Annotated in this window: 24 protein-coding genes; 15 read left to right on the forward strand and 9 right to left on the reverse strand. The window is 71.6% G+C overall.

What is annotated here, in order from left to right; translation table 11 throughout:
* Nucleotides 1-24: 24 nt before the first annotated feature.
* Genes ACYVF7_RS57425 through ACYVF7_RS57435 form a run of 3 tightly spaced genes read right to left on the reverse strand, consistent with a single transcriptional unit; the run spans nt 25 to nt 2,281 of the window.
* Entirely contained in the window at nt 25-933 is a 909-nt protein-coding gene (locus ACYVF7_RS57425; RefSeq protein WP_460356883.1) for a carbohydrate ABC transporter permease, read from the reverse strand.
* A complete protein-coding gene (locus ACYVF7_RS57430) occupies nt 930-2,123 on the reverse strand; it encodes an ABC transporter substrate-binding protein (protein WP_460358607.1) in 1,194 nt (397 codons plus the stop codon). The genes ACYVF7_RS57425 and ACYVF7_RS57430 overlap by 4 nt, the downstream gene beginning before the upstream one ends.
* Nucleotides 2,048-2,281, reverse strand: coding sequence for a twin-arginine translocation signal domain-containing protein (locus tag ACYVF7_RS57435; RefSeq protein ID WP_460356884.1), 234 nt, complete (start codon nt 2,279-2,281; stop codon nt 2,048-2,050). Before ACYVF7_RS57435 ends, ACYVF7_RS57430 begins: the two co-directional genes overlap by 76 nt.
* Before the next feature lie 263 nt (nt 2,282-2,544).
* On the opposite strand from ACYVF7_RS57435, the gene ACYVF7_RS57440 reads away from it, so the two are divergent.
* The 4 genes from ACYVF7_RS57440 to ACYVF7_RS57455 all read left to right on the forward strand — a co-directional run bounded on the left by ACYVF7_RS57440 (nt 2,545) and on the right by ACYVF7_RS57455 (nt 8,725).
* Nucleotides 2,545-3,564, forward strand: a complete 1,020-nt coding sequence (locus ACYVF7_RS57440) for a LacI family DNA-binding transcriptional regulator (protein ID WP_460356887.1) — start codon at nt 2,545-2,547, stop codon at nt 3,562-3,564.
* 176 nt (nt 3,565-3,740) lie between these two features.
* A complete protein-coding gene (locus tag ACYVF7_RS57445; RefSeq protein ID WP_460356889.1) occupies nt 3,741-6,161 on the forward strand; it encodes a beta-xylosidase/alpha-l-arabinosidase in 2,421 nt (806 codons plus the stop codon).
* Nucleotides 6,155-8,170, forward strand: a complete 2,016-nt coding sequence (locus ACYVF7_RS57450) for a beta-galactosidase (protein ID WP_460356891.1) — start codon at nt 6,155-6,157, stop codon at nt 8,168-8,170. Before ACYVF7_RS57445 ends, ACYVF7_RS57450 begins: the two co-directional genes overlap by 7 nt.
* Before the next feature lie 114 nt (nt 8,171-8,284).
* Nucleotides 8,285-8,725 carry a peptidase inhibitor family I36 protein gene (locus tag ACYVF7_RS57455; RefSeq protein ID WP_460356894.1) on the forward strand — a complete coding sequence of 147 codons (441 nt, stop codon included), beginning with the start codon at nt 8,285-8,287 and terminating at the stop codon, nt 8,723-8,725.
* Between the two features lie 68 nt (nt 8,726-8,793).
* On the opposite strand, the gene ACYVF7_RS57460 is transcribed toward ACYVF7_RS57455, so the two are convergent.
* Nucleotides 8,794-10,182, reverse strand: a complete 1,389-nt coding sequence (locus ACYVF7_RS57460; protein ID WP_460356895.1) for a hypothetical protein — start codon at nt 10,180-10,182, stop codon at nt 8,794-8,796.
* A gap of 150 nt (nt 10,183-10,332) precedes the next feature.
* Here ACYVF7_RS57460 and ACYVF7_RS57465 point away from each other — a divergent pair, with 150 nt between their 5' ends.
* The 3 genes from ACYVF7_RS57465 (at nt 10,333) to ACYVF7_RS57475 (ending at nt 12,000) form a co-directional block, all read left to right on the forward strand.
* The gene (locus ACYVF7_RS57465; protein WP_460356897.1) at nt 10,333-10,872 is read left to right on the forward strand and encodes a SigE family RNA polymerase sigma factor; all 540 of its coding nucleotides are present in this window, start codon (nt 10,333-10,335) and stop codon (nt 10,870-10,872) included.
* Complete coding sequence (locus ACYVF7_RS57470; RefSeq protein ID WP_460356898.1) at nt 10,869-11,603, forward strand: hypothetical protein; 735 nt, start codon at nt 10,869-10,871, stop codon at nt 11,601-11,603. Before ACYVF7_RS57465 ends, ACYVF7_RS57470 begins: the two co-directional genes overlap by 4 nt.
* Nucleotides 11,604-11,718: 115 nt before the next feature.
* Entirely contained in the window at nt 11,719-12,000 is a 282-nt protein-coding gene (locus ACYVF7_RS57475) for a hypothetical protein (protein ID WP_460356899.1), read from the forward strand.
* Nucleotides 12,001-12,021: 21 nt separating this feature from the next.
* On the opposite strand, the gene ACYVF7_RS57480 is transcribed toward ACYVF7_RS57475, so the two are convergent.
* The gene (locus ACYVF7_RS57480) at nt 12,022-12,435 is read right to left on the reverse strand and encodes an organic hydroperoxide resistance protein (RefSeq protein WP_460356902.1); all 414 of its coding nucleotides are present in this window, start codon (nt 12,433-12,435) and stop codon (nt 12,022-12,024) included.
* A gap of 81 nt (nt 12,436-12,516) precedes the next feature.
* On the opposite strand from ACYVF7_RS57480, the gene ACYVF7_RS57485 reads away from it, so the two are divergent.
* From ACYVF7_RS57485 to ACYVF7_RS57500, 4 genes are all read left to right on the forward strand, one after another.
* Nucleotides 12,517-13,086 (forward strand): TetR/AcrR family transcriptional regulator, encoded by a 570-nt coding sequence (locus ACYVF7_RS57485; RefSeq protein ID WP_460356905.1) that lies wholly within the window; start codon nt 12,517-12,519, stop codon nt 13,084-13,086.
* A 27-nt stretch (nt 13,087-13,113) separates the two neighbouring features.
* Entirely contained in the window at nt 13,114-13,602 is a 489-nt protein-coding gene (locus ACYVF7_RS57490; protein ID WP_460356906.1) for a hypothetical protein, read from the forward strand.
* A gap of 93 nt (nt 13,603-13,695) precedes the next feature.
* Complete coding sequence (locus ACYVF7_RS57495; protein ID WP_460356909.1) at nt 13,696-14,244, forward strand: RNA polymerase sigma factor; 549 nt, start codon at nt 13,696-13,698, stop codon at nt 14,242-14,244.
* Entirely contained in the window at nt 14,244-15,494 is a 1,251-nt protein-coding gene (locus ACYVF7_RS57500; RefSeq protein WP_460356912.1) for a hypothetical protein, read from the forward strand. The genes ACYVF7_RS57495 and ACYVF7_RS57500 overlap by 1 nt, the downstream gene beginning before the upstream one ends.
* A 60-nt stretch (nt 15,495-15,554) precedes the next feature.
* Here ACYVF7_RS57500 and ACYVF7_RS57505 read toward each other — a convergent pair whose 3' ends face one another.
* The gene (locus ACYVF7_RS57505) at nt 15,555-17,282 is read right to left on the reverse strand and encodes an immunity 49 family protein (protein ID WP_460356914.1); all 1,728 of its coding nucleotides are present in this window, start codon (nt 17,280-17,282) and stop codon (nt 15,555-15,557) included.
* A gap of 126 nt (nt 17,283-17,408) precedes the next feature.
* On the opposite strand from ACYVF7_RS57505, the gene ACYVF7_RS57510 reads away from it, so the two are divergent.
* Both ACYVF7_RS57510 and ACYVF7_RS57515 read left to right on the forward strand, forming a co-directional pair.
* Nucleotides 17,409-17,945, forward strand: coding sequence for a SigE family RNA polymerase sigma factor (locus ACYVF7_RS57510; RefSeq protein WP_460356917.1), 537 nt, complete (start codon nt 17,409-17,411; stop codon nt 17,943-17,945).
* The gene (locus tag ACYVF7_RS57515) at nt 17,942-19,111 is read left to right on the forward strand and encodes a hypothetical protein (RefSeq protein ID WP_460356919.1); all 1,170 of its coding nucleotides are present in this window, start codon (nt 17,942-17,944) and stop codon (nt 19,109-19,111) included. The genes ACYVF7_RS57510 and ACYVF7_RS57515 overlap by 4 nt, the downstream gene beginning before the upstream one ends.
* 60 nt (nt 19,112-19,171) lie before the next feature.
* Here the strand turns inward: ACYVF7_RS57515 and ACYVF7_RS57520 are convergent, their stop codons facing one another.
* Nucleotides 19,172-21,061 (reverse strand): bifunctional metallophosphatase/5'-nucleotidase, encoded by a 1,890-nt coding sequence (locus ACYVF7_RS57520; protein ID WP_460356921.1) that lies wholly within the window; start codon nt 21,059-21,061, stop codon nt 19,172-19,174.
* A gap of 159 nt (nt 21,062-21,220) precedes the next feature.
* Here ACYVF7_RS57520 and ACYVF7_RS57525 point away from each other — a divergent pair, with 159 nt between their 5' ends.
* Together ACYVF7_RS57525 and ACYVF7_RS57530 are read left to right on the forward strand one after the other, a co-directional pair.
* A complete protein-coding gene (locus ACYVF7_RS57525) occupies nt 21,221-22,228 on the forward strand; it encodes a permease (RefSeq protein ID WP_460356922.1) in 1,008 nt (335 codons plus the stop codon).
* A complete protein-coding gene (locus tag ACYVF7_RS57530) occupies nt 22,225-22,950 on the forward strand; it encodes a TIGR03943 family putative permease subunit (RefSeq protein WP_460356925.1) in 726 nt (241 codons plus the stop codon). Before ACYVF7_RS57525 ends, ACYVF7_RS57530 begins: the two co-directional genes overlap by 4 nt.
* A gap of 82 nt (nt 22,951-23,032) precedes the next feature.
* On the opposite strand, the gene ACYVF7_RS57535 is transcribed toward ACYVF7_RS57530, so the two are convergent.
* Both ACYVF7_RS57535 and ACYVF7_RS57540 read right to left on the reverse strand, forming a co-directional pair.
* Nucleotides 23,033-23,752, reverse strand: coding sequence for a YoaK family protein (locus ACYVF7_RS57535; protein ID WP_460356927.1), 720 nt, complete (start codon nt 23,750-23,752; stop codon nt 23,033-23,035).
* Nucleotides 23,749-25,674 (reverse strand): acyclic terpene utilization AtuA family protein, encoded by a 1,926-nt coding sequence (locus ACYVF7_RS57540; RefSeq protein ID WP_460356929.1) that lies wholly within the window; start codon nt 25,672-25,674, stop codon nt 23,749-23,751. The genes ACYVF7_RS57535 and ACYVF7_RS57540 overlap by 4 nt, the downstream gene beginning before the upstream one ends.
* Nucleotides 25,675-25,725: the final 51 nt, after the last annotated feature.

Here is a 25,725-nt window from a genome sequence, read left to right on the forward strand (position 1 = left end):
TCTTGCCGGAGTACCGCCATGGCGTCAGATCCCCTCCAGCGTGCTGCGCATCTTCCCGAAGCCGGAGAAGCGGACGATGAGCAGCGACAGTGCCGTGCCCAGCGCGGCCAGGACCAGCGCGATCACGCTCGCGTACCCCATCTGGAAGCTCTGGAAGCCGCTGAGGTACATGCGCTGTGGCAGGACCATCGTCGCGGTGCCCGGCCCGCCGTTGGTGACGATCAGGATGGTCTCGAAGTAGGTCAGCGACCCGACCAGCATCAGCACCGACGACGTGACGATCGTGTGCCGCAGCTGCGGCAGCGTGATGTGCCAGAACTGCTTCACCCGGCCCGCGCCGTCGATGAGCGCCGCGTCGTACAGCATCTGCGGGATCTGCCGCGCCGCGCCCTGGTACAGCAGGGTGTGGAACGGCACGAACTGCCAGGCGATGACGACGACGATGGCCGCCACCGCCCCGCGCTGGCTGCCCACGATGTTCCCGTCCGGGAAGCCGATGTAGGGCCCGATCGTCGCGGCGAGCCCGAAGTTCGGATCGAGCAGCACTCGCCAGGTGATGGCGACCGCGGCGGTCGACATCAGCAGCGGTAGGAAGAAGATCGACGACAGCACAGCGCGGTTGAGCTCCCGGCCCGCCGCCCATACGCCGAGCAGCAGGGACAGCGGGGTCTGCACCAGCCAGCACAGCACCATGAAGACCAGGCTGACCCGCAGGGACTCCCAGACCGCGTCGTCTGACACCACGCGGTGCCAGTTGGCCAGGCCGTTGAACTTGGGTGCGCCGAGGCCGTTCCACTGGGTGAAGGACAGGACGGCGGTCAGGAGCAGCGGCACCCCGGCGAACACTCCGAAGAACAGCGCGGCAGGGACGATCCACACCACACCCGGCCGCGCCGCCCGGTCCGTACCCGCGACGGCGCGTGCCGCGGTCACTTGACCGCGTCCAGGGACTGCACGAACTGCTCGGGCGTCATCTTCTTGAGGAAGACCTTCTGCAGGCCGGTGTGCAGCGGGTCGGTGAACGCGTGCGGCAGCGCCTGGTCCCAGGACAGCGTGAAGCTCGGCGCCTTCTGCACCATCTGGTAGACGTACTTGGCGAACTCCGGATTCGGCGAGGCGGACAGCCGCGACTCCAGGCCGCTGACAGCCGGAACGTCACCCGCCTTGATCAGCTTGTCGACGTACATCGGGTTGGCCATCTCCTTCTTGAGGAAGGCGGTGGCGGCGGCGATGTCCGCCGACTTGCTGCTGATCGAGAAGTAGTTGGTGGGGTTGCCGACGACGCTGTTGGGGTCGCCCTTGCCTCCGGCCACCGTGGGGAACGGCGCGAAGTTCAGGTCCTTCTTGGCGAAGTCCGGGTGCTTGTCGACCTGATTGGACATCTCCCAGGTGCCCATCAGGTGCATCGCGGCCTTGCCCTTGGCGAACAGCAGCCCGGCGCCGTCGTTGACGTAGTTGACCGACGCGAAGTTGGTGCCGAACGCGCGCCGGTCGACCAGGTCCTGGATCCGCCGCAGGGCGTCGAGCATCGCCGGCTGCCCCCAGCCACCGGGTTTGCCGGCGAGGACGTTCTGGAGGATGCCCTGGAACACCGTCGGCCCGCCGATGCGGTCGACGAGGTACTCCAGCCACATCAGGTTGGGCCACGCGTCGACGTGGCCGAGCGCGAACGGCTGGATCTTGTTCGAGTCGAAGTACGTGACGAGCTTGAGCAGGTCGTCGTAGGTCGCCGGGGGCTGCTGGCCGTGCTGCGCGAACAGCGTCTTGTTGTAGAAGAGCAGCACGGGCTGCATGCCGCGCAGCGGGATGCCGTAGTACTTCCCGGCCGCCTTCCCGGCGTCGAGCACCGACGGCAGGAAGGAGCTCTTCCAGGTCGGGTCGCTGGCGAGCTGCGAGCTGAGGTCGACGAGCCGGCCGCTCTGGGCGTAGTCCTGGATGCTGCCGGTACCCCAGTTGAAGAGCAGGTCCGGCGGGTTCGGCGAGCCCATGCCGATGCGGAGCTTGTCGGTGTAGTCCGCGCCGCCGGAGGTGGCGATGGGCACCAGCTTCAGCCTGGTCTTCGAGGACTTGTCGAAGTCGTCGAGCGCCGCTTGCTGGATGGGGTTCTGCCCCGCGTCCTGCAGGACCCAGACCTGGAGGGTCTTGCCGCCTCCCTTGCCCCCGGAGGGCCCGGACGTTCCGCAGGCGCTGAGAAGGGGGCCGCAGGCCCGGCGATCCCGGCGACTCCGGCGACTCCGGCGGCCGAGAGGAAGGTGCGGCGCGAGAGCGGTGTGTCGCCCATCGGTCCTCCTTGCGTGGGGTACGGCAGTGACGGGCGTTGCGACGGCGTGTCGCTACTGTTTCGAAAAAATGTCGATAAACCGGTTGCTGCCGTACCTTAAGAAAGCGCTTCACAGCGGTCAACCCTTCGCGGACATCTTTCTGAGGTCAGTATTTACCGAGCTAAATGGGGCTAGGCACCTTCGAAAGTTTGCGATACCGTTCACACCGGCCGAGCGGCGAAGGAGTGCACGTGAGACGTCAAGCCGGACGATGGGCAGCCGAGTGAGCGGCACGACCGCCCGTCCCACGCTCGCCTTCATCGCGTCCGAGGCGGGCGTCTCCCCGGCGACGGTGTCCAAGGTCCTCAACGGCCGCACCGACGTCGCGCCGGCGACCCGAGAGCGGATCACCGACCTGCTGAAGGCCCACAACTACCTTGCCCCGGGCGGGCGGCGGGCGCGCCGGTCCGGCCTCATCGACGTCGTCATCGGCGGGCTGGACAGCCCCTGGGCCGTGGAGATCCTGCGGGGCGTCGAGGCGGAGTGCGCCGAGCGCGGCGTCGGCACCGTCGTCTCCCTCGTCCGCGGCGATGACGCCCGGCCGTCGAGCTGGACCTCCCTCATCGGTCTGCACGGCAGCGACGGAGTGATCATGGTGTCCTGCCGCCTGACCGCGGACCAGCGCGAACAGCTCGAAAGCGCCGGAGTAGGCCTTGTCGTCATCGACCCGATCGAGCCGCCGGGCCCCGGCCTGGCGAGCGTCGGCACGACCGACTGGGCGGGCGGCCGGGCGGCGACCGAGCACCTGATCTCACTCGGGCACCGGCGGATCGCGGTGATCGGCGGTCCCCCGGACATGCTCTGCACCCAGGCGCGGATCGACGGCTACCGCACCGCGCTGGAGCGCGCCGGGATCGAGGTCGACCGGCGGCTGATCCGGTACGGCGGCTTCCAGCACGAGGGAGCCTTCCGCGCGACGCGCGACCTGCTCACGCTGGAGGACCCGCCGACCGCTGTCTTCGCCGGCAACGACGAGCAGGCCATGGGCGCCTACGAGGCGGCCCGGCAGGCGGACCTGCGCGTACCGGACGACCTCAGCGTCGTCGGGTTCGACGACCTTCCGCTGTGCCAGTGGCTCTCCCCACCTCTGACGACGGTCCGCCAGCCGCTGGAGGAGATGGGGCGGACAGCGGCACGGAGCATCTTCCAGCAGCTCGACGGCGAGCCACTGGTCAGTCCCCGCGTGGAGCTCGCCACCGAGCTGCGCGTCCGCCTCTCCACCGCGCCGCCACCCGGCGCCTAGGGGTGTCCGGTGGATCCACGTCCGACTGCGCGGCGTCCAGAGCCCGCTACGAACAAGACCCACCGCACACCCCCCTGAACGCGTGCCCGTGGGCCTCGATGCGGTGGGAGCGCGAGGCCCACGGGACACGCCCGGTCCACACGACCTTCGATCGGCAGACGGGAGCCCCACGACATATGGCCGACACGCGAGGCGCACAAGCGGAGTCACGCGCCACAGGAGAAGTCGCCGAGACGCGCGCCGCCCGTGAGGGAACCGAGGCCGTCCGCGACACCGCCCACCCGACCGAGCCCTGGCGCGATCCCCGGCGGCCGGCCGCCGAGCGCGTCGCCGACCTACTCGGCCGGATGACCGTCGAGGAGAAGGCCGCCCAGCTCGTCGGCTACTGGACCATGTCCGCCCGCCCCGGAGAGGAGGTGGCCCCGCTCCCGGACGACTTCGGCGAGCCGCCCGCCCTCGAGGAGGTCATCACGGCCGGACTCGGCCAGCTCACTCGCGTCTTCGGCACGGCGCCGGTGCCCCCCGCGGAGGGCGCGGCACGGCTGCGGGAGCTCCAGGCCCGGGTCGCCGCCGGCAACCGGTTCGGCATTCCGGCAATCGCCCATGAGGAGTGCCTGACCGGGTTCATGGCCTTCTCGGCGACGGTCTTCCCGTCGCCGCTGGCCTGGGGGGCGACGTTCGACCCCGGCCTGGTGGAGGAGATGGCCGCCGCCATCGGCGGCAGCATGCGGCGGGTGGGCGTCCACCAGGGTCTCGCCCCCGTCCTCGACGTGACGCGCGACCCCCGGTGGGGCCGCACCGAGGAGACGATCGGGGAGGACCCTCATCTCGTCGGTCTCGTCGGCGCCGCATACGTACGCGGGTTGGAACGTTCCGGCATCGTGGCGACGCTGAAGCACTTCGCCGGGTACGCCTCCTCGCGAGCGGGTCGCAACCACGCGCCCGCCGCGCTGGGCCCCCGTGAGCTCGCCGACGTCGTCCTCGAACCCTTCGTGCTCGCGCTCCGCGAGGGCGGGGCGCGCTCGGTCATGCAGTCCTACGCCGACGTCGACGGAATCCCGGCCCACGCCGACGAGCGGCTGCTGACCGGCGTGCTCCGCGAGGAGCTCGGCTTCACGGGCATCGTCGTGTCCGACTACTTCGGGATCTCGTTCCTGGAGGACGAGCACGGCGTCGCCGGCTCCCTCGACGAGGCCGCCGCCCTCGCCCTGCGGGCCGGCGTCGACGTCGAACTGCCCACGGTCCGCTGCTACGGCGCGCCCCTGGTCGAGATGGTGCGGAGCGGCGCGATCCCCGTCGAACACCTGGACCGCTCGGTGTCCCGCGTCCTCACGCTCAAGTGCGACCTCGGCCTGCTCGACGGCGAGGTCGACGCGCCACCACCAGCGGAGTCGCTCGATGGTGACCGTGATCCGTTCGACTTCGACCCGCCCGGGCACCGGCGGCTCGCGCGGCGGATCGCCGAGCAGGCCGTCGTGCTGCTCGCCAACGACGGCGTTCTGCCGCTGCGGGCCCGCCGGATCGCGGTGACCGGCCCGCTCGCCGACGAGCCCCGGGCCATGCTCGGCTGCTACTCCTTCCCCAACCACATGACCGGCCAGTTCCCCGACATGCCGCTCGGCGTCGACATCCCGACCGTCGCCGACGCGCTCCGCGCCGAGCTTCCGGAAGCGGAGATCGACCTGGCGGCCGGCCACGGCGTCGAGGTCGCCGACGACGCGGACATCGCCGCCGCCGTCGCCGCAGCCCGCCGGGCGGAGGTCTGCGTACTCGCGCTCGGCGACCGCGCGGACCTGTTCGGCCGGGGCACCTCGGGCGAGGGCTGCGACGCCGAGACCCTCGCCCTGCCCGGACGACAGGCGGAGCTCGCCGACGCGGTGCTCGCCACGGGCACACCCACAGTGATCGTGATGCTCTCCGGCCGCCCGTACGCCCTCGGCGACATCGTCGACCGGGCCGCCGCGATCGTGCAGGCGTTCTTCCCCGGCGAGGAGGGCGGCCCCGCCGTTGCCGGCGTGCTGTCGGGCCGCGTCGAGCCCTCGGGACGGCTGCCGGTCAGCGTGCCGCGCGGCCCGGGCGGCCAGCCGACGACATACCTGCACTCGCGGACCGGCGGGCCCTCCCGCTGGAGCTCGATCGACCCGACTCCGCTGTTCCCCTTCGGGCACGGCCTGACCTGGACCCGCTTCTCGTACGAGACCCTCGAGGTGGATCCCTCGGCGCCGACGGACGGGACCGTCCGCGTCACCGCCATGGTGCGCAACACCGGCGACCGCCCCGGCACCGAAGTGGTGCAGCTGTACCTGGGCGACCCGGTCGCCTCGGTCGTACGGCCGGTGCGGTGGCTCGCCGGCTGGGCGCGGGTACGGCTCGAGCCGGGCGAGGCCGCTCGCGTGACGTTCACCGTGCACGCCGACCGGACCGGGTTCACCGGCGCCGACCTGCGGCGCGTCGTCGAACCCGGGCGGATCAACGTGGCGGTCGGCGCGTCCAGCGGGGACCTGCCGCTGAACGGGTCCTTCACCCTGACCGGCCCGGTGCGCGTGCTCGGGACGGACCGCGTCCTGACCGTCCCGGTAGAGGTGACCGCGTGCTGAGCGACGGGAGGCCGGGGCCGAGAATCGACGCGCTGCGGGAACGCCTCGGCGGACTCGCGTACGGCGGCGACTACAACCCCGAGCAGTGGCCCGAGAAGACCTGGGCCGAGGACGTCGCGCTCATGCGCGAGGCCGGGGTCAACCTCGTCACCGTCGGGGTCTTCTCCTGGTCCGCGCTGGAGCCCGAGCCGGGCCGGTACACCTTCGACTGGCTGGACCGGGTCCTGGACCTCCTCGCGGAGAACGCCATCGCGGTGGACCTGGCCACGCCGACGGCCGCGCCGCCCGCCTGGATGATCGCCGCGCATCCGCAGGTGCTGCCCATGCTGGAGGACGGGAGCCGGCTGACGTTCGGCGCGCGCCAGCACTACTGCGCCTCCTCACCGGTCTACCGCGCCGGCGCGGCCGCCCTGGTCGAACGGCTCGCCGCCCGCTACGCCGAGCACCCGGCGCTTGCGTTGTGGCACGTGGGCAACGAGTACCCGGGGGTCGACGGCTGCCACTGCCCGGTGTCGGCCGCGCACTTCCGCCGCTGGCTCGCCGGCCGGTACGGCGACCTCGACGCGCTGAACGACGCGTGGGGCACGGCGTTCTGGGGCCAGCGGTACGGCTCGTGGGACGAGATCAACCCGCCCGGCCCGGTGCTCGGGGATCCCAACCCGTCGCAGGTGGTGGACTTCCGGCGGTTCAACGGCGACGCGTCGCTGGAGTGCTTCACCGCCGAACGCGACATCCTGCGGCGCCACACCCCGGACGTCCCGGTCACGACCAACTTCATGGCCTCCTACAAACTGCTCGACTACTGGAAGTGGGCGGCCGAGGAGGACGTCGTGGCGCTCGACGCCTACCCCGACGCCCGCGACCCGATCGGCCAGGTCAGAGCCGCGCTGAACTTCGACCTGATGCGGTCGCTGCGCGGCGGGCGGCCGTTCGTCCTGATGGAGTCGTCGACCGGGCCGATGAACTCCCGCCGCCGCAACTCGGCGCGCCCGCCGGGGCAGCTACGGCTGCGGTCGCACCAGGCGGTGGCCCGGGGGTCGGACTCGGTGATGTTCTTCCAGTGGCGGGCGTCGCGGTTCGGGGCCGAGAAGTTCTTCTCCGCGATGGTCCCCCACGCCGGGACCGACTCGCGCGTCTGGCGGGAGGTCCGCGCGCTGGGGGCGGAGCTGCGCGACCTCGCGCCCGTCGCCGGCTCGCGGGTCGACACCGGCGTCGCCATGGTCTGGGACTGGCCGAGTTGGTGGGCGCTGGAGCTGCGCGGCCGCCCCTCCACGGACGTGGCCTTCCACGACCAGGCGCTCGCGCACTACCTGCCGCTGTGGCGCGCGAACATCCCCGTCGACATGGTCGCGCCCGACGCCGACCTGTCCGGCCACCGGCTCGTCGTCGTGCCGAACCTCTACGCGGTGACGGACGCCGCGGCGGCGAACCTCACCCGCTTCGTCGAGGACGGCGGCCACCTCGTCATGTCGTACTTCAGCGGCGTCGTCGACGAGGACGACCACATCCGCCGCCCGAACGCCTTCCAGGACCTCTTGGGCGTGCGGATCGAGGAGTTCAACCCGCTGCAGGTCGACGAGACCCTGACGCTGAGCTGGTCCGACGGGTCGGCGAGCACGGCCGCGGAGTGGCAGGACGTCATGCGCGCCGAGGGCGCCGAGGTGCTCGCCGTCTTCGCGGACGGATTGTTCGGGCGGAGCCCGGCCGTCACCCGCCACGCGCACGGCCGGGGCACGGCGACGTACATCGGCACCCGGCTCGACGACGCGCGGCTGCGCGCCCTGCTCCTCGACGCCGCGTCCACGGCCGGAGTGCGCCCCGTCGCCGACGTGCCCGACGGTGTCGAGGCGGTACGCCGGGGCGACCACCTGTTCCTGCTCAACCACACGGATGAGGCGGTCACCGTCGCCCTTCCCGGCCCCCGCGTCGACCTGCTCACCGGCACGAGGCACGAGGGTGAGATGCGATTGGGCCCCCAGGGGGTCGCGGTCTGCTCCCCGGCGAGGTAGCCGGACTGTGACCGCACCGACATCCCCGATCAATCACTGACAGCGGTTAGTCGGATACTCAGAGTGAAAGATTGATGAGGAGCACGCATCCGCACACCAAGGAGGGCCCCGTCGATGCACCTCATCAGCCCTATCGGACGCCTACTGACCGGCGCGTTCGCCCTCGCCGCGATCGGCGCCGTCACCACGGCGGTCAACTCGGTCGACGCGGCTGCGCAGGCCGCGAGCGTGCCACCTGGCGTGGTCCAGTTGCACGACGGCGCGACCTGTCCGCCTGCCATGCTGTGTCTGTACCGCGATTACGGCCGCCAGGGCCCGGCTTACGGCATCGGTGCCGGTTTCCATATCAACCTGAGGCAGTTGCCCATGGCCGCCGGGGTCGGCGGTACCACCGCGGCGAACAACGTCTCATCCTGGGTCAACAACACGCGCGACCTCGCCGTGCTGATCGATCTGGACCGCAGGACCACACGTCATCTGCGGCCCGGCCAGAGCCTGGAAGAACCCCCCGAGACCAACGACACCGTCGACGCGGTGGCCTGGCTCGTGGGCTGAGGCCCGGCGCCTGCTCCACTGGGCCCCGGGCGGCACGGCCGCCCGGGGCCCACGTCACGCGTGAGGGATCAGCCGGTGTGGCGGAGGCGGGCGACGGTCAGCGTGCGGGACTTCGGGGACCTGCCGAGCGGGGACGCGTAGTTCGGGGCGGCGTTGACGAACGCCCAGACCAGGTCGTGGTTCGGCAGGACGGCGATGTCGCCGGCGAGCTGCGCCTTGACGACCGTGTCCTTGCTCACCCAGTTGCCGGAGTAGTCGGCCAGCCGCAGGTGTGTGCCGGTGAACCGGCCCGTGCAGGTGCCGGCTTTGCAGGAGGCGTTCGCGACGCTCTGCCAGCTCACGAGGATCCGGTTCGGCCCGTACGGGGCGGCGTGCACGTTGACGTGGTCGGTCTTCGGGTCCGCGGTGAGGTAGACGGTCTTGCCGGTGGGCGTGGACTTGTTCTTGAGGAAGTGGATCGCCACCTGGTGCGTCGCCCACTTGGCCTTGACGGTGTAGCCGCGGCCGTCGCCGGAGGGCTTGGCCGAGGCGGCGCCGCGCGAGGAGAACACCGCGGCGTACCGGCCGGCCGACGACCGTACGAAGCCGCCGAACCCGCCGCCGCAGTAGCCCGCCCAGCACTGCTCGCGCTGGAGGACGGGAGCGTTGTTCGGCGCGCCGATGCCGGTGCTCACGAACAGCCCGGACCGCCAGTCCTCGAAGCACAGCGACGCGAACGGCCCGGTCTTCTCCGGCAGCAGCGCGATGCCCTCGTTGTGGCTGCACCCCCAGGACCAGCCGCCCGACGCCCGCTTCCCGGCGCTCGTCACGTAGGCGAGCTTGTCCCCGAAGTGCCCGTCGGCGAAGCCGCCCGCGCCGTGCACGATGAAGTACGCGCCGTACTTGGTACCGTTCCAGGCCAGCGCGCTCCCCAGGGTGGGGGAGGTGTCATGGCTGCTCGCGCCGGTCAGCTTGGCCGCGAACCTCTGCTTCTTGCCCTGGTAGCGGACCAGGTACGCGGCGGTCTCGTGCCACTTGTTCGTGTCTGGGCGGCGGGTGAGCAGCGCGAACCCGCCGTTGTGCGCGACCAGTCCGCCGACCTCGGCGGCGTTCGGGACGACGGTGTCGGCGCCCGACCGCTTCAGGCCCTTGGTCAGCGACGTGACGTGCACGGACTTGCCGTCCGTCCAGGCGACGCGGAAGGTGCCGTCCGGAGCGACGGCGGTCGCGACCCGCGAGTACGTGGGGGTCCCGTTGTATCCGGGCGTGAGGTAGGGCAGGCCGGCCGCGAGGGTGACCTTCGTCGTGGTCAGGCCGGGCAGCGCCGCCTGCGCGGCGGCTCCGTCCGCCGCCGCCTCCGTTCCCGCGCGGCTGTCGGCCGACCGCGGCGTGGCGACGGATCCGTGCCCGAGCGACGGGATGGCGTACAGCAGGCCACCGGCCACGAGTACGCCGGGAATGAGGAGGAGCTTCTTCACCGTGGTCCCTTCGGTTCATCGGTCCGAGGCGTAGTCGCCGCAGGAGAGGCCAAAGGTTGCCGTGTTACGAAAAAAGCTCATTAACACTGCTAATCTCGGCGCGGCCGAGGCCGACGAGCGGACCTCCGCCGAGGTATCCGGGAGCGCGCCGTGAAGTCCGAGGACGACGCAGCAGAGTTCCACGAGTTCTTCGAAGCCCACCACCGCGAGCTGTCACGCCTCGCCTTTCTGCTCACCGGCGACACCGACGCCGCCGACGACCTGACCGCCGACGCGTTCGTCGCGGCATGGAATCGATGGGGCCGGGTCCGCAAGGCCGACCAGCCGCTCGCCTACGTTCGCCGCATCGTGGTCAACCTCGCCGCCAGCCGGGTCCGTACGCTGGTCCGGGAGCGCGCGCGTACCGGACTGCTCGGGGCGATGTTCCGCGATCGTTCCGACGATCCGGACATCCCCGCCGTCCTCGACGTACGGGCGGCGTTGCGGCGCCTCCCGATGCGCAAACGCGCGTGCGTGGTCCTGCGGTACGCCTTCGACCTGTCGGAGCAGGAGACCGCCCGCGTGCTGGGCGTCTCGGTCGGCACGGTCAAGAGTCAGACGTCTCGGGGGGTGGCGGAGTTGGAGAAGGCCCTGGGTGCGTGGCGGTCGCCGCCGGCCCACCCGGCCGGGCGAGCGGGGGAGCTGCGATGACCGAGCCTCCCGGCTGGCTGCGTTCGGCGCTGCGTGAGGAGGCGGACGCGCACGAGCCGGACCGCGCCCGCATGTGGGCGCGCGTGGACGCCGCGACCAGGCCGCACCGGGTCCGCCGGGCCCGGTTCCGCACGATCGCCGCGACCGCGATGGCCGCAGCCGGCGTCGCCGCGGTGGCGGTGACGGTGGTGACCTGGCCTCCCGGCGGGCCGGACACGTCGGCCGTTCCGGCCGGGCACCGTTCCATGCAGACGGAGCGGCCGTCCCCGTCGCCGACCGTCTCGCCCACGGCCCGCATCGTCCGGACGCCGTCCACGGCGCGGGCGACCAGCTCGCCTCCGCCGACGTCCCGGCGGGCGAAACCGGTGACGGTCGCCGCGCGGCTCGACCCGGGCAGCAATCCGTACTGGGCGCAGGAGGACGTGACCGTCACCGGCGACCGCCCGCTCACGAAGCTGCAGGTCACCGTGCGGGTGACGCGCACCGAGGGAGTACGGGCGACGGGTTCGTGGTCGACGCTGCCGGGCGACGACTTCGTCGTCACGGTCGGCGACGAGCGGGGAGCCCTCGTCTACCGGTGGGTGCTGCGGCCCGGCCGGTCGGTGCCGCCCGGCCCGCACGTGTTCGCCGCCCAGTACGCCCGCTCGCCGCACGGGCACGACGCGCACGGCGATCGGTACACGGTGACGGCCTCCGATGGGCGGGCGACCACCGTCGACGGCGGGTTCTGATCGACCGAACCGGTGAAAAAGGTCGGCCAGAACCGATGAACTTTCTGTCCCCTTCCCGCGTACAGCCAGGTGACGGGCCGGCTTCCGGGCCGTCCGAGGCGGAAGGGGTGCGGCGGTGCGACACGCGATCGCTCACGAGGAGGAGATCGAGCTACTCGAGAGACTGAGTAAGGAACTGGCCCGGCTGGGACTGGAGTCGGACCTGAGACGGTCGCTGCCCGGCCTGGCCGTCACGACGGACGTACCGGGCGTGCCGCTGTACATCTTCGTCAGCGAGTCGGGCAACTACTTCGACTGGCGGAACGCCGAGATGCGTCACCCGGTCGGCGACGTGGCCGGCGCGGCGAAGCGGATACGCGGCTTCCTTCGCCGCGACGAGCCCGCCGACCACTCCTGACCGGATGACGCATCGAGCGCCCTACTCGACGACGAGCTCCACCGGGATGTTGCCGCGGGTGGCGTTGGAGTAGGGGCACACCTGGTGCGCGGCCTCGACGAGCTCACGGCCGGTCTCGGCGGGAATGCCGTCGGGCAGCTCGACGCGCAGCGTGACCGAGAGGGCGAAGCCGCCCTTGCCGTTCGGCCCGAGCCCGACCTCGGCGGTGACGGCGGCGTCGGAGAGGTCGACCTTCTTGTTCGCCGCGACGAGGTTCAGCGCGCTCGCGAAGCACGCGGAGTAGCCCGCGGCGAACAGCTGCTCCGGGTTGGTGCCCTCCCCGTCACCGCCCAGCTCGACCGGGCGGGCCAGGGTGACGTCGAGCTTCTTGTCGGAGCTGACCGCGCGGCCGTCCCGGCCGGACGCGGTGGCGATGGCGGTGTAGAGCGTGCTCATGTCCCGTACTCCTTGTCCAGACAGACCTGTCTGTCTTTGTTGAAGCCTAGATTAGACAGACCTGTCTGGTAATGTCAACGCATGGCTCCGACGACCACCGCCTCGCGGCGCGAGAGCCCTGCCCGGCGCCGCGTCCTCGACACCGCGCTCGCGCTGTTCTACGCCGAGGGCATCCACGCGGTCGGCATCGACCGGATCATCGCCGAGGCGGGCGTGGCGAAGGCGACCTTCTACCACCACTTCCCGGCAAAGGACGACCTCGTCCGCGCCTACCTGGAAGAGCAGGTCGACCTCGTCCGGCGGCACGTGACACCGCAGGGCGCCACTCCCGAAGAGCGGATCGTGTCCGTCTTCGACGCCATCGGCGAGATCACCTGCAAGCCGGGCTTCCGGGGCTGCGCGTTCATCAACGCGGCGGCGGAGTACCCCGACCCCGAACATCCCGTACGCCGCGTGGTCGACGACTTCCGCCGATGGTTCCGTGACACACTGAAGGACCTGCTCGTCACCGCCGGCCACCCGGACGCGGAGCGCACCGCGCTGATGCTCCTCGCGCTCCGCGACGGCCTCGCCGTCGCCGGCGACCTCGACGACCCCGCCACCGCCGGTCCGGCCGTACGCTCCGCCGTCAGCCGCCTCATCGGCACCTGACACGGCGGATCTGTAGGGTGACGGACCATGCACAAGATCGCCCGCATGGCCGGATTCCTCGCCGCCCACGGCGTCTGGAGCGTCTCCGACGGGGAGAACCTCATCCCGCTGTTCGGCTACGAGGACACGCGTGGCGATCGCGTCATGGACCGCCTCGTGTTCGATGACATCGCCGACGCCGCGAAAGCCGGCCAGGAGGCGCTGAAGACGGGCCACGAGGACTGGTCGCGCGCGGTGCTCGTCGCCGACGGATACCTGCGCTCCGACGCGCGGCGGATCGACGCACTGCTCATCGACGCCGTCGAATATCTCCCGGCCCGGCAGTCGATGAGGATGGCCATCCCCTACCGGCCGCAACCGCAGGGCTTCGCCGTCTACCGCCCCAAGTTCCTCGCGGTCCCCCACCGCTACGAGTCGGACCAGTCCGAACTGGCCGCGGCGTTCTTCGCCGGTGTCGACTCCCACGAGCAGGCGGCGTCCGTCTGGGACGCCCACCTCATCGATCAGTCCGTCTGACGCTAGGGCGTCGCCCGTCTCATCGATAGCGTCCTCCGGAGCCCCCTCTCGAGAAAAGTTGTGAACGAGGTGGGTTCGGAGGGACTTCTTGGTGTGAACGATCCCGAAGAACGGTTCACCGCCCTCTACGACCGGCACTATCGCAGCGTCCTCGGTTACGTCCTGCTCCGCGCGGATCACGGTGTGGCCGAGGACGTCTCCAGCGAGACGTTCCTGGTCGCATGGCGCCGTCTCGACGAGATGCCCGACCGCGCGCTGCCGTGGTTGCTCGGCGTGGCGCGCAATCTGCTGGCCAAGCAACGTGACTCCCGCCAGCGGAGAAGGGCACTGCTCGACCGGATCACCGCCGGCGCGGCCGCCCGGGACCAGGTGAGCTGGGACATCGCCGACCAGGTCGTCGACAGAGACGCGGCACTCACCGCGCTGGCGTCGATGCCCGAAAAGGACCTCGAGGCGATGGCCCTGGCGACCTGGCACGGCCTGGATCCACGAGAGGCCGCGGCCGTGATGGGCTGCTCGGTCCGCGCGTACCACGCGCGGCTCCACCGCGCCCGAAAGAGCCTGGCCACCGCCTTCTCCGGAGAGCCGAGGGCCCGCGCCGCGGTTCGGAACGCCCGTCACCAGTCCCTGAAGGAGGTCTGATGCCTTACTCGTCCCGACCCGGCGATGAGGATCCCGTGGTCGACCGAATGTTCGCCCGGCTCGAGCCCGACCTGGACGAGACGGTCGAGCGGACGTACGAGCGCCGCCGCACGGCGGACCTGAATCGTGCCCTTCGGACGTCGCACGCCCTCCGAGTCCCCTTCCCAAGGAGCATCCTCATGGCGCGTCGCACGCGTTTCCTCATCGCCGGCGGAGCCGTCGCCGGTCTCGCCGCCGCCGCGATCCTCGTTCCCGGCACGGTCTCCGGGCACACGGCCGGGCGGAAGGCCTCGGTCACCGGGTCCGCACCACAGGCCGGGACCACGCTGAACGCCCACTCGTTCCTGCTGGCGGCGGCCGAGACCGCCACCCACGCACCGGCTCGGTCCGGCCGCTTCTGGTACACCCGCACCCGCACCACCTCGTTCATCAGAGCGATCCAGAGCATCTACCTGGCCAGGATCCAGTCCCTGGAGAAAGAGCTGACGGCCAAGAAGAAGGCGGCCCACGGCGACGCCGGCGCCATCCGGACCGCTGAACGGGAGTTCGACCAGAAGGTCCGGCAGCTCAAACTCCACAGCGAACCGCCGTTCTCCGCGACGTCGTCCGAGACCAGCGAGACGTGGCGCGCGCGCGAGGCCGGAGGCACGAACCGCGACGTGACCAGCCCGGCACCAGGCGCCACCTTCGCCTCGCCACAGGACGAGGCCAAGTGGAAGAGCATGGGGTCGCCGACGCTGGTCGAACCCAGGAAGCGGACCTACGACGACCATTACGATCGGGTCCTGTCGATCCCCAACCCCAGCCTGACCATCAGGAACGTCTCCTCGCTCCCCACCGATGAGGCCGGCCTGGCAAGCCGCCTCGAGAAGCTGTACAAGGAGCGGCCGGGCGGCCGGCCCACCGACACGTTCGCCGTGTACCTGTGGCAGACCGGGACCGACCTCCTCACCGCCCCGATCACCCCCGGCACCCGCGCGGCGCTGTTCCGGGTCATGGCCGGCCGAACGGGGATCACGGCGAAGAGCCAGGTCGGCGACGCCCTCGGCCGCCGAGGAGTCGCCCTGACCGTGACCGCCCCCGGCGACGAGTCCACCCACGGCAACGTCGAGTACCGGATGATCGTCGACCCGAAGACCGCCGACCTGCTGCAGATCGAGGTTCGGGACCAGCGCCCGGTCGCCCTGCTGACCCAGACCTTCGAGCGGATGGGCTGGGTCGACCGGCTCGGGCAGCAGCCGAAGGACTGACCGGCGACCTGTCGGTATGGCCTGTTCCGCACGTCGCGGAACAGGCCATCTCGCGTGAGCTCAGGTCGGAAACTCTCCGCACCATGCCCGATCGACCAGGTACTTCGGCAGGTACGGCGACGCGGTGTCGACGGGGAATTCCCAGTCGTGGGCGAGACACGCCATCGCGAGGGGGCCCAGAGCCACGCGGCTGCGCGGATCGTTGCTCCGTTGACCGTTCCAGTAGCGCTCGTGGTTCGCGAGGGACTCGGTCAGGGCATCGGCGAAGGCGGCCTTGTTGTCGGTGATGAGCCGATGGAAGAGGGCGACGGGCTGGTAGTCGACCAGGTCGAGGAAGTCCCTTGGGGTGCGGGTCGCCGCGTTCGGGTGGGACGTCTCCATGGTGGCGACCAGCTTGGGCACGATGTCGTCCATGGGCCGGCGCAGCCAGTGGCTCTGCAGAGTGTCGATCCAGTGGAAGACGTAGTCGTCTTGGGCACTGGCTCGGCGCAGGTCGTCCAGCGGGACCTGGCTCAGCATCGTCAGCCGGTCCCGCTCGCGGCAGACGAGGGCGAGCCACCAGGCGTCGAGCCAGGCGCGGGCGTCGGCGTACGGTGCGGGACCGGTGGCGGGCAGGGTCAGCACACGGTCGCCGACCCGGCACTCCACGGTGCCCTCCCGCGCGAGGGTGGTGGCGAACATCGCGGAGCCGATCTGCATGGCGCCGACCCAGGCCTCCCAGCTCTCCAGCTTCGCGGCGTCGGGGTCGGCCGCGCAGCGAGCGTGGGCAAGGGCCAGGGCCGCCGCGAAGGCGTCACCAAGACGGGCCGGATCCTGCTCCAGCCGCCCGGTGAACTCCTCCACCACACGCGCCAGTTCCTCGGCGGTGGCCGCCGGACTCACGGTCGAGGTCCCCTGATCCCCGCGCAGCTTCTTCATCATCTCCAGCAGTTCCTGCGGCGGCTGTACGGACAGGGAGCGGCTCTCGTGGTCGAAGACCGTGAGGCAGACCAGGCGTCCCTGGTGCCACCAGTAGAGCCGCGGAGTGAGAGAACCGGGCCCGTTCCGGTAGGCACCCAGGGCGTAGTCGCTCAGGTCGTTGACCGCGTCCACCACGGTGCCGTCGACGATCGGGTGGAAGGCCAGCAGGTGCCTGGTCGGAACGGCGACGAGCGCCCCGGCCTCCGGCAGTGCCCGGCCGGTGACGGCCTGGGCCAGCTCGGGCAGTACGAGCGCCTTGCTCGCGACGAAGTGAGACTCGCCGCTGACCGAGTGCAGCAGCGCGCCCGACGGCCCGCGCGTCTCCATGTGCTCCACCGGCTCGCCCAGCAGGTTCGCGCGGCCCGCCGCCCACAGCTCGTCGAGATCGGCACGGGTCACGTCGGCGTCGCTCAGGATCCGTACGGAGGTGGACGCGTCCAGGGCCAAGGCCACGATCAGGTCCTCGGCCACCGGCCGGGTGTAGCGGAAGTGGTCGGCGGCGTCTCCGGCGAAGGCGTCGCCGGAGACCAACCGCAGGTACGACCGCCGCAGCAGTTCCTCCCGCCCCTCCCCGCCCTGAGACGCACCCTCCAGCCGGGCGAAGTGCTCGGCGACCACCTCAGGCCAGTGCTCCTCCGGAATGGTGCGACACCGCTGCGCCAGCGTCGTCAGCGGGCTGAGCCGCCCGTCATGCGTGACGGCTCCGCCTTCGACCACCGGACGCACACCCCGCCGGGCGAAGTAGTCGGCCGCCAGACCACGCAGGCGTTCGGCCTGGCGCACGGTGAGCATGGGCAGATGGGCATCGGGCGTGTGACCTTGGCGCATCCAACGACCCTAGGGGTGATTTCGCGTGCCATCTGAGCATGGCGGGCGAGCCGGTCGAGAAAACGGTCGCGTGGTTCCAACCTTCACAGGTCGCCTGGCGTGTGTATGAGGTGACGAGGAGGCGGAATGACGCGATTCGACGGGTTGCCGGAGTTCGTGGCGGCCCGGCAGCAGGCGCTGATGCGCACCGCGTACCTGCTGACGGGCGATGGTGATCTCGCCGAGGACCTGGTGCAGAGCGCGCTCGTGAAGGTCGCGGCGCGGTGGGGCCGCGTGGCCGCCGCGGGCGACCCGGAGGCGTACGTGCGCAAGATCCTCTACCACGAGCACATCAGCTGGTGGCGGCGCAGAGGCCGGCATCGGGACCGGCCCACCGCGGATCCGCCGGAGCCGGAGGGCCATCCGGACTTCACCGACGGCATGGTGTCGGCGATCCTCCTGCGCCAGGCGCTGGGCCGGCTCGCCCCGAGGCAGCGCGCCGTGATCGTGCTGCGGTTCTACGAGGACCGCTCCGAGGCGGAGACCGCCGCGCTGCTGGGCTGCTCGGTCGGCACCGTCAAGAGCCAGACCCATCGCGCGCTCTCCCGGCTGCGGACCCTCGAACCCGGGCTGGCCGACCTGCTCACCGACTCCGAGACCGAACCCACGGGGGTGGCCCGATGACCCGTCTTCACGAAGCCCTGCACGACCTCGCCGAAGAGGCGCCCCGACCCGATCTGACCGGCCGCGTGCTGACGCGGGCCCGCCGTCGCCGCCGGGTCCGGCTCCTGACCGCCCCGGCCGTGGCCGTCGGCGCGGCCGCCGCCGTCGCCGCGGGATCGCTGTTCGGCGGCCCCGGGCGCTTCGGTCCCGCCGTCGCACCGAGCGGACGGGTGCTCAACGCCGGTGCGCTGCCCAAGCCGCTGCCCGACCACCAGGTCGAGCCGGTCAAGTACGCGTATCTCGACTGGTGTGGAACGCAGCGAGGCACCAGCACCGGCGGGTGCACCCAGTGGCGCGTGGTCGGCCGGTCCGGCGAGCAGTGGCTGGTGGCCGACTCGCTCGGCTCCTCGGCTTCCGCGCCCGGCGGTTCGTGGCCTCTGGAGATCAGTGCGGATGGACGCCTCATCGCCTACTGCCGGCCGTCTGACGGGCACGTCGTCGTACGGGACCTCCGGTCCGGTCGCGTCACCGTGGTCGACCGGCGGTTCTCCCAGCGGGACGCACCCGCGCTGATGTTCTCCGGTGACGGACGGCGGCTCGCCATCTCGTTCAACACGGCCGGTCCGGAGCACGCCCTGCTGGCCGACACTGCGACCGGCGAGGTCCATGAGCTGCCCGGCGGCTGGGTGATCGGCCTGGGGAAGGATGCCTCGACGGTCACGCTCTCCGAAGACGACGGCAAGCGGACGACCCTCGTGCTCGCCGGGCCGGACGGGAGCCTTCGTCGCCGCGTACGCCTCAGCCCGAAGCTGCACTTCGAAGCGCTGGGGAACGCCGTCGCCTCGGACGGGCACACCCTGCTGGCCCTCCCCGGCCCCGAGAAGAAGGGCCTGAGCGACCCGACCCCGCTCGACACCGTCGTGCTGGTGGACGTACGCACCGGTAAGGAGATCGGGCGGCGGCATCTCCGTCTGCCCGAGGAGACGTCTCGGCTGGCCAACGTCGTCGGGTGGGCCGGTGAGACGAAGATCCTCCTCACGGCATCCGCCATCGTCCCCCGCCGGAAGGAGATCATGAGCGACCGCGCGTACGTCGCCGACCTGAACACCGGGCAGACCCGGCCGTTCGGCACGATCTCCCTGTGGGCGAGCCAGACCGACACGACGTTCGGCGATTTCGAATCCTGACATGCGAGCGCCCCGGGTGCCGTCCCGCCAGGGGACGGCACCCGGGGCGCCGAGGTTCGGTCAGGACAGCGGCGTGATGCGGTCCTTCGCCGGGACGGCGACGCCGGTGGTGCCGGCGGCGCCGAGGTAGGCGACGAAGGCGTCGATGTCCTGGGCTCCGCCGAGCGGGGCGGTGCCCTCGTTGAAGACGGTGAACCCGTCGCCGCCCGCCGCGAGGAAGTTGTTCATCGTGACGCGCAGGCTCGTCGTCGGGGTGACCGTCGCGCCGTTCACCTTGATCTCACCGATCTTGCCGGCGCAGGTGGCCGCGGACGGGTTCGACTGGTAGGTGAGCGTCTTGGAGATCTGCAGGACCTTCTGCGTGGTCTGGCTCCCGCAGCCGGCGAACTGCTGCTCCAGGACGCGCCGCAGCATGTCCCCGGTCATCGTCTTGGTGACGAGGCTGTTGCCGAACGGCTGCACCGTGAACGCCTCGCCGTACGTGATCTCGCCGGGCGCCTCGCCGCCCGAGATGTCACCGGTCTTCAGGTCGGCGCGGACGCCGCCCGGGTTCATCAGCGCGAGCTGCGCGCCGCCCTTGGACGCGTCGGACGTCGCGGCGAGCTGCGCGTCGGCGATCACGTCGCCCAGCGTGGTCTCCCCCTGCGGGGTCGCGTCGCGGGTCAGGTCGCCCTGGATCTTGCCGACGACCTTGTTGGCCAGCGGCGCGGACGCGTCGACGTACTGCTTGACGACCTTGGCCACCTGCGGGTCCGCCTTCGACGGGTCGTCCTTGCGGATGACGCCCGGGCCGGGGGTGTTCAGGGCGTTCTCGACGACCGAGTCGACGGCGTCGGCGGAGACCAGCGTGCCGTTGTGGTTGTCGACCGTGAGCTTGATGTCGCTGAGGATGCGGCCGTACGACGCGGCGCTGGTGATGAGGCGCGTGACGCCGTTCACCGTGATCGTGCAGCGGTACTCGGCGTGCGTGTGGCCCGACACGATCACCTTGATGGACGGGTCCAGCTTCTTGGCGATCGCCTCGATGTCGCTGCCGGCGAGGTTGCCGGCGCAGCCGTTCGGCGCGGTGATCGAGCCGGTCTGGAACCCGCCCTGGTGGATCACCAGCACCGGGATCTTCACGCCCTGGCGGGCGAGTTTCTTGACGGCGCGGTTCGCGGCCGCCGCCTCGTCGGTGAAGTCGAGGCCGGCGACGCCGGTCGGGGTGACGATCGTCGGCGTCGCCTGCAGCACCTCACCGATGAAGCCGATCCGGACGGACCGCCCGCCGGTGGTGGGGAACCGCTTGATCCCGTACGCGGGGAACAGCGTCTTGCCGGTCGCCTTGTCCGTCACGTTGGCGGACAGGTACTGGAAGTCGGCGCCCGGGTAGGTCTTCGTGGTCGTCCACCGGTGGTGCCGCTTCACGGCGTACGGGGCGCCCTTGCAGCCGGTGGGAGCGCAGCCGCCGTTCTGGATCCGCTGCAGCTGGGTCTTGCCCTTGTCGAACTCGTGGTTGCCGACCGAGGAGTAGTCGACGTTCATGAGGTTGGCCATGACCGTGGCCGGTTCCTCGTTGAAGAGCCCGTTGGCCAGGGGGCTGGCGCCGATGTTGTCACCGGCCATCACGGTCGCCTCGCGGGCGCCGTACGCCGCCTGCTTGTCGCGTACCGCCTTGGCCAGGTAGGCCGCGCCGCCCGCGAACTTGCCGTACATGGTCAGGCCGGCGGGCTCGAGGTTGCCGTGGAAGTCGTTCCAGGCGAGCAGGTGGACGTCGGTCGTGCCGTGCGGCCGGTGCTTGCCCGCCCAGTCGACCGTGACCTTGTCAGAGAGCGTACGGGCGCCGGCGATGGTGACCGCGCCGGCCGGCTGCGAGCCGGTGACGGCCAGTGGCGCGGCGACCACCGCGCCCAGCGCGACGGCGATCAGTCCCGCGCGGGTCGCGCGAGAACGCAGGAACGCAGGGAGCAAGGCTTCCTCCGAGGAGCCACGCCGTTACCGGCGAGGGACGCTGATACCGCGGGTACCTTGCCATGATCCGATGTCGGCCGGGAAGCCGCCAGGTTAATTCGTTTTCATGGCGTGACCTCGTGTTGTGACCGATTTGCCGAGGCGCATAGATTGCGGCCTGTGCCGACCCCCGCCTCCCCCTCGGAGGCCCCTCCCGCCGCGGCCGCGCCCCGCCGTGCGCGCGGTGCCGGGCTACCACTGGTCACCGCGCTGATCGTCGCCGCCGTGGTGCTGCGGCCGGTGCTGACCGGGCTGCTCGGCCACCCCGCCATCGCCAACTGGGCGACCGTCTTCGTCGCGATCACGGTCCAGGCCCTGCCGTTCCTCGTGCTCGGCGTCGCGGTCAGCGCGACGATCGCCGCGTTCGTGCCGCCCGGCGTGATCGCCCGGCTGCTGCCCAAGCGTCCCGCGCTCGCGGTGCCCGCCGCCGCGGTGGCCGGCGCGGCACTGCCCGGCTGCGAGTGCGGCTCCGTCCCGGTCGCCGCGCGGCTCGTCTCCATCGGCGTGACGCCCGCGGCGGCGTTCGCGTTCCTGCTGTCGGCGCCGGCCATCAACCCGGTGGTGCTGGTCTCGACGGCGGTCGCGTTCCCCGGCCGGCCCGCGATGGTCGTCGCGCGGTTCGTGGCCAGCCTGGCCGCGTCCGTCGTCATGGGGCTGCTGTGGATCGCGCTGGGCCGCGACGACCTGATCGCCCCGAGGCGTACGCGCCACGGCGAGGAGGACGGCCCCCGGCTCGGGGTGTTCCTCGCGACCGCGCAGCACGACTTCCTGCAGGCGGGCGGCTTCCTCGTCATCGGGGCGGGCACCGCGGCCACCCTCCAGACCCTCGTGCCCCGGAACGTCATCGACTCCGTCGCCGGCACCGGCCCGCTCTCGCTGCTCGTCCTCGGCGTCCTGGCCGTGGTGGTGGCGCTGTGCTCGGAGGCCGACGCCTTCGTCGCGGCAGGGCTCAAACAGTTCTCCCTCACCGCGCGCCTGGCGTTCCTCGTCGTCGGGCCGATGGTGGACGTCAAGCTGTTCGCGCTGCAGGCGGGGACGTTCGGCACCCGCTTCGCCTGGCGGTTCTCGCTCGCGACGTTCGCTGTCGCGGTCACCTGCGCCGGACTCGTCGGGTGGTGGCTCCTTTGACCGAGGACGCCCGCGCGACGACGGTCCTGCTCGTCGGGGCGATGATGGTACGGCTCGCGCTGAGCGGCGCGTACGCCAAGTACGTCCGGACCGGCATGGGCGACGTGCTGCTCGTCGCCGGGATCCTGCTCGTCGTCCTTGGCCTCGTCGGCGTCGCCCGGGCCCTGGGATTCGGACGCGGAACCGGCGCCACGCACGGGGCCGGCGTCGCGCACGGGGCCGGCGTCGCGCACGGTCACGACCACGGCGACCGAGCCGGGTGGCTGCTGCTCGGGCCCGTCCTGGCACTGCTGCTCGTCACACCGCCCGCGCTGGGCAGCTTCGGCGTCGGCCGCAGCGCCGCCGTCGCCGTCAGCAGCTCCGGGCGCACCTTCGACTCGCTCCCCGCCGGCCGTACGGTCCCGATGACGCTCCTGGAGTTCGACGAGCGCGCCGCGGACCACGCCGGCGCGAGCTTCGGCGCGACGCCGGTCCGGCTGACCGGGTTCGTCACCCCGGCCAACGACCGCACCGGTTTCCGCATCGCCCGGTACCAGATCGCCTGCTGCGCCGCCGACGCGGTCGCGGCCGTCGTCCGCGTCACGGGCACGACGGGCGGGTCCCCCGTCCGCGACCAGTGGGTCACGGTGACCGGTACGTTCCAGCGCTCCGCCGACGGCGTCCCCGAGCTGCGCGCCACCAGCCTCACCGAGGTCCCCGCCCCACGTGACCCGTACGAGTAGACACCCCCGGCGACGAACGCGCCGCGGGCCACGCAGCGGGGGCGGCGTGCCGGGTGGCTCCGGCATCACCGTCACGTTCCCGTCACCGCCGGCGGGTGAACAGGCGTCGCCGTCCCCAGACCGCACGGCGCTCGTCGACGACGAACAGGCCCAGGGCGAGCACGAGGACGGCCGCGCAGACCCAGACCGAGCGGGCCCCGACGTGCAGGGTCAGCAGGCCGCCGGCGAACCCGCCCACCAAGAAGCTGAGGATGACCGTCGCGAAGCTGCGGGCCTTCCGGGCCGCCTCGGGGTCGCGGTCGGCCACCACCAGGTACAGCGCCTGCGCGGCCGAACGGAGGTTCCCCGTCGTCATGGTCGTGTTGTACGTCCAGTTGATCAGCGTCCGGAACGTCGACACCTGGACCGACGCCACGAACGCGATGACGACCACCAGCACGCCCTGCGGTACCACGGACGACAGGAACCCGACGGCCACGAGAACGAGGATCTCCAGCACGAGCGCCGCCCTGGCCGGCCACCGGACAACGGCCGCGACCCGTGGGCGGCGCAGGGTCTCCGCCACGCCCACTCCGATCATGAACGCCAGGATCGGCGGGAGGTGCCGTACGGCCGCGCCCCAGTGACCACGGGCCGCCTCCACGCCGAACAGCACGACGTTCCCGGTCTGTGCGTTGGCGAAGACGCCGCCGAGACTGATGAACGAGTACGCGTCGAGGAAACCGCCGACGAGGGCGAGCAGTACACCGAGCTCCAGCGACGCCACCGTACGCCGCCGTTCGGACTCGGTGCCCGGGCTCATCGCAGGAGACGCTCCGGCAGGGGTACGTGGCGGGCGCGCAGCCATTCGCCGAGCGCCTTGGCCTGGGCGTCGAAGCGGCGTGCCTCGGTCGCGCCGCCGTCGAGCAGGCCCCGGACGACGAAGTTGACCGCCCGCAGGTTCGGCAGGACGTACCGCTCGATGGTCAACCCGCGCGTCTCGGGCAGCAGGTCCTGGAGCCGGTCGACGGTCATCGTGGCGGCGAGCCACGGCCAGGCCTCGGGGTCGGAGACCCACAGGCCGACGTTGGCGTTGCCGCCCTTGTCGCCGGACCGGGCGTGCACGAGGCGGCCGAGAGGTCCTTCCACGGTCGGCCCCGGCTCGTACGGGTCTTCCTCCGCGGAGCCGGCCACCTCGGCGGAAGCGAAGATCTCCGCCGTCTCGACGGGAGCACGGACCTCCGCCGACTCGGCAGGCTCAGGGATCTCCGCCGTCTCGGCGGGAGCGGGGAACTCCGTCGGCTGGGCGGGAGCGGAGGTGTCCGCCGGCTGGGCGGGGGCGGAGATATCCGTCGAGTCAGCGGGGGCGGAGATATCCGCTGGGTCGGCGGGGGCGGCGACGAGCTCCTGCCGTCCGTCGGCGTGCACGACCGTGTGCCGCAGGATCCGCTGGGGGACGAGTGTCGGCCAGTACACGCCGTACGCGGAGCCGGCCGTCGGCACGCCCATGCCGTAGATCCCGGGATAGCTGGAGAGGGCGAGTTCGACGCAGAGCGCGGAGAACGCGCGCCCGGCGCTGCGCTGGTCGCCGTCGACGGCGACGTGGAGGAGGCTGGAGCCGGCCATCTGGTCGGCCGGGTCCGTCGCGGGCAGCCCGATGCGGGTGAAGCGCAGGTCGGTGATGCCGGGGTCGCCGTCGAGGCGCGCGTGCACGGCCCGTTCGACCAGCGCGGCCTTGGCGTCGATGTCCAGCCCCGTCAGCACGAACGTGCAGCCGTTGCGCCAGCCGCCGAGCCCGGTCACCGCGACCTTGGTCGTCGGCGGCGGGGCCTGCCCGGCCGTGCCGCTGATCCGGACCCGGTCAGGCCCCTCCCGCACCAGGCGGACGGTGTCGAGGCGGGTGACCACGTCCGGGTTGAGGTAGCCCGGCGCGCCGATCTCGTACAGCAGCTGGGCGGTGACGGTGTCGACCGTGACGGCCCCGCCGGTGCCTTCGTGCCTGGTGATGACGCTCGTGCCGTCGCGGTCGACCTCCGCGATCGGGAAACCGGGGTGGCGCAGGTCGGGGATGGCGGTGAACCCGGAGAAGTTCCCTCCGGTGGCCTGGGCTCCGCACTCGATCACGTGCCCGGCGACGACCGCCCCGGCGAGGGCGTCGTGGTCGTCCGGCGACCAGCCCCACCACCAGGCGGCGGCCCCCGTCACCAGCGACGCGTCGGCGACCCGTCCCGTGATCACGATGTCGGCGCCGCCCCGGAGCGCCGCGGCGATGCCGAACCCGCCGAGGTACGCGTTGGCGGTGAGCGGCTCATGGCCCCAGCTCGTGAACGGCTTCCCGGTGTCCAGGTGGGCCAGGTCGTGGCCCTCGGCCGCCAGTTCGGTCAGGCGGGTGCTGAGATCGTCGCCCTCGACGTGCGCGACCGTGAGATCCACTCCGGCCTCCGCCAGCAGCGCGCGGGTGTCCCGGGCGAGCCCGGCCGGGTCGAGGCCGCCCGCGTTGACGACGACCTTGATGCCGCGCTCGGCGATCTCGGCGGCCACCGGCTCCAACTGCCGGAGGAACGTCATGGCGTACCCGCCGGTGGGCTTCTTCAGGCGGTTCTTCGCCAGCACGAGCATGGTGACCTCGGCCAGGTAGTCGCCCGTGACGACGTCGACCGGGCCGCCGCGCACCATCTCGGCGAGGGCGGTGAGCCGGTCGCCGTAGAAGCCGGAGCAGTTCGCGATTCGTACCGGCCGGTTCATGGGCTGCTCCCGGGTGACGACACCTGTACGGGGACCGGACCGCCTCATTCC

The organism is Actinoallomurus acanthiterrae, assembly GCF_054775715.1.

Bases quoted from the DNA above. Each gene is read 5' to 3' on its own strand.
- ACYVF7_RS57435 (WP_460356884.1), bottom strand. From the start codon at position 2,281: ATGGGCGACACACCGCTCTCGCGCCGCACCTTCCTCTCGGCCGCCGGA.
- ACYVF7_RS57445 (WP_460356889.1), top strand. From the start codon at position 3,741: ATGGCCGACACGCGAGGCGCACAAGCGGAGTCACGCGCCACAGGAGAA.
- ACYVF7_RS57455 (WP_460356894.1), top strand. From the start codon at position 8,285: ATGCACCTCATCAGCCCTATCGGACGCCTACTGACCGGCGCGTTCGCC.
- ACYVF7_RS57470 (WP_460356898.1), top strand. From the start codon at position 10,869: ATGACCGAGCCTCCCGGCTGGCTGCGTTCGGCGCTGCGTGAGGAGGCG.
- ACYVF7_RS57480 (WP_460356902.1), bottom strand. From the start codon at position 12,435: ATGAGCACGCTCTACACCGCCATCGCCACCGCGTCCGGCCGGGACGGC.
- ACYVF7_RS57485 (WP_460356905.1), top strand. From the start codon at position 12,517: ATGGCTCCGACGACCACCGCCTCGCGGCGCGAGAGCCCTGCCCGGCGC.
- ACYVF7_RS57490 (WP_460356906.1), top strand. From the start codon at position 13,114: ATGCACAAGATCGCCCGCATGGCCGGATTCCTCGCCGCCCACGGCGTC.
- ACYVF7_RS57500 (WP_460356912.1), top strand. From the start codon at position 14,244: ATGCCTTACTCGTCCCGACCCGGCGATGAGGATCCCGTGGTCGACCGA.
- ACYVF7_RS57505 (WP_460356914.1), bottom strand. From the start codon at position 17,282: ATGCGCCAAGGTCACACGCCCGATGCCCATCTGCCCATGCTCACCGTG.
- ACYVF7_RS57510 (WP_460356917.1), top strand. From the start codon at position 17,409: ATGACGCGATTCGACGGGTTGCCGGAGTTCGTGGCGGCCCGGCAGCAG.
- ACYVF7_RS57515 (WP_460356919.1), top strand. From the start codon at position 17,942: ATGACCCGTCTTCACGAAGCCCTGCACGACCTCGCCGAAGAGGCGCCC.
- ACYVF7_RS57535 (WP_460356927.1), bottom strand. From the start codon at position 23,752: ATGAGCCCGGGCACCGAGTCCGAACGGCGGCGTACGGTGGCGTCGCTG.
- ACYVF7_RS57540 (WP_460356929.1), bottom strand. From the start codon at position 25,674: ATGAACCGGCCGGTACGAATCGCGAACTGCTCCGGCTTCTACGGCGAC.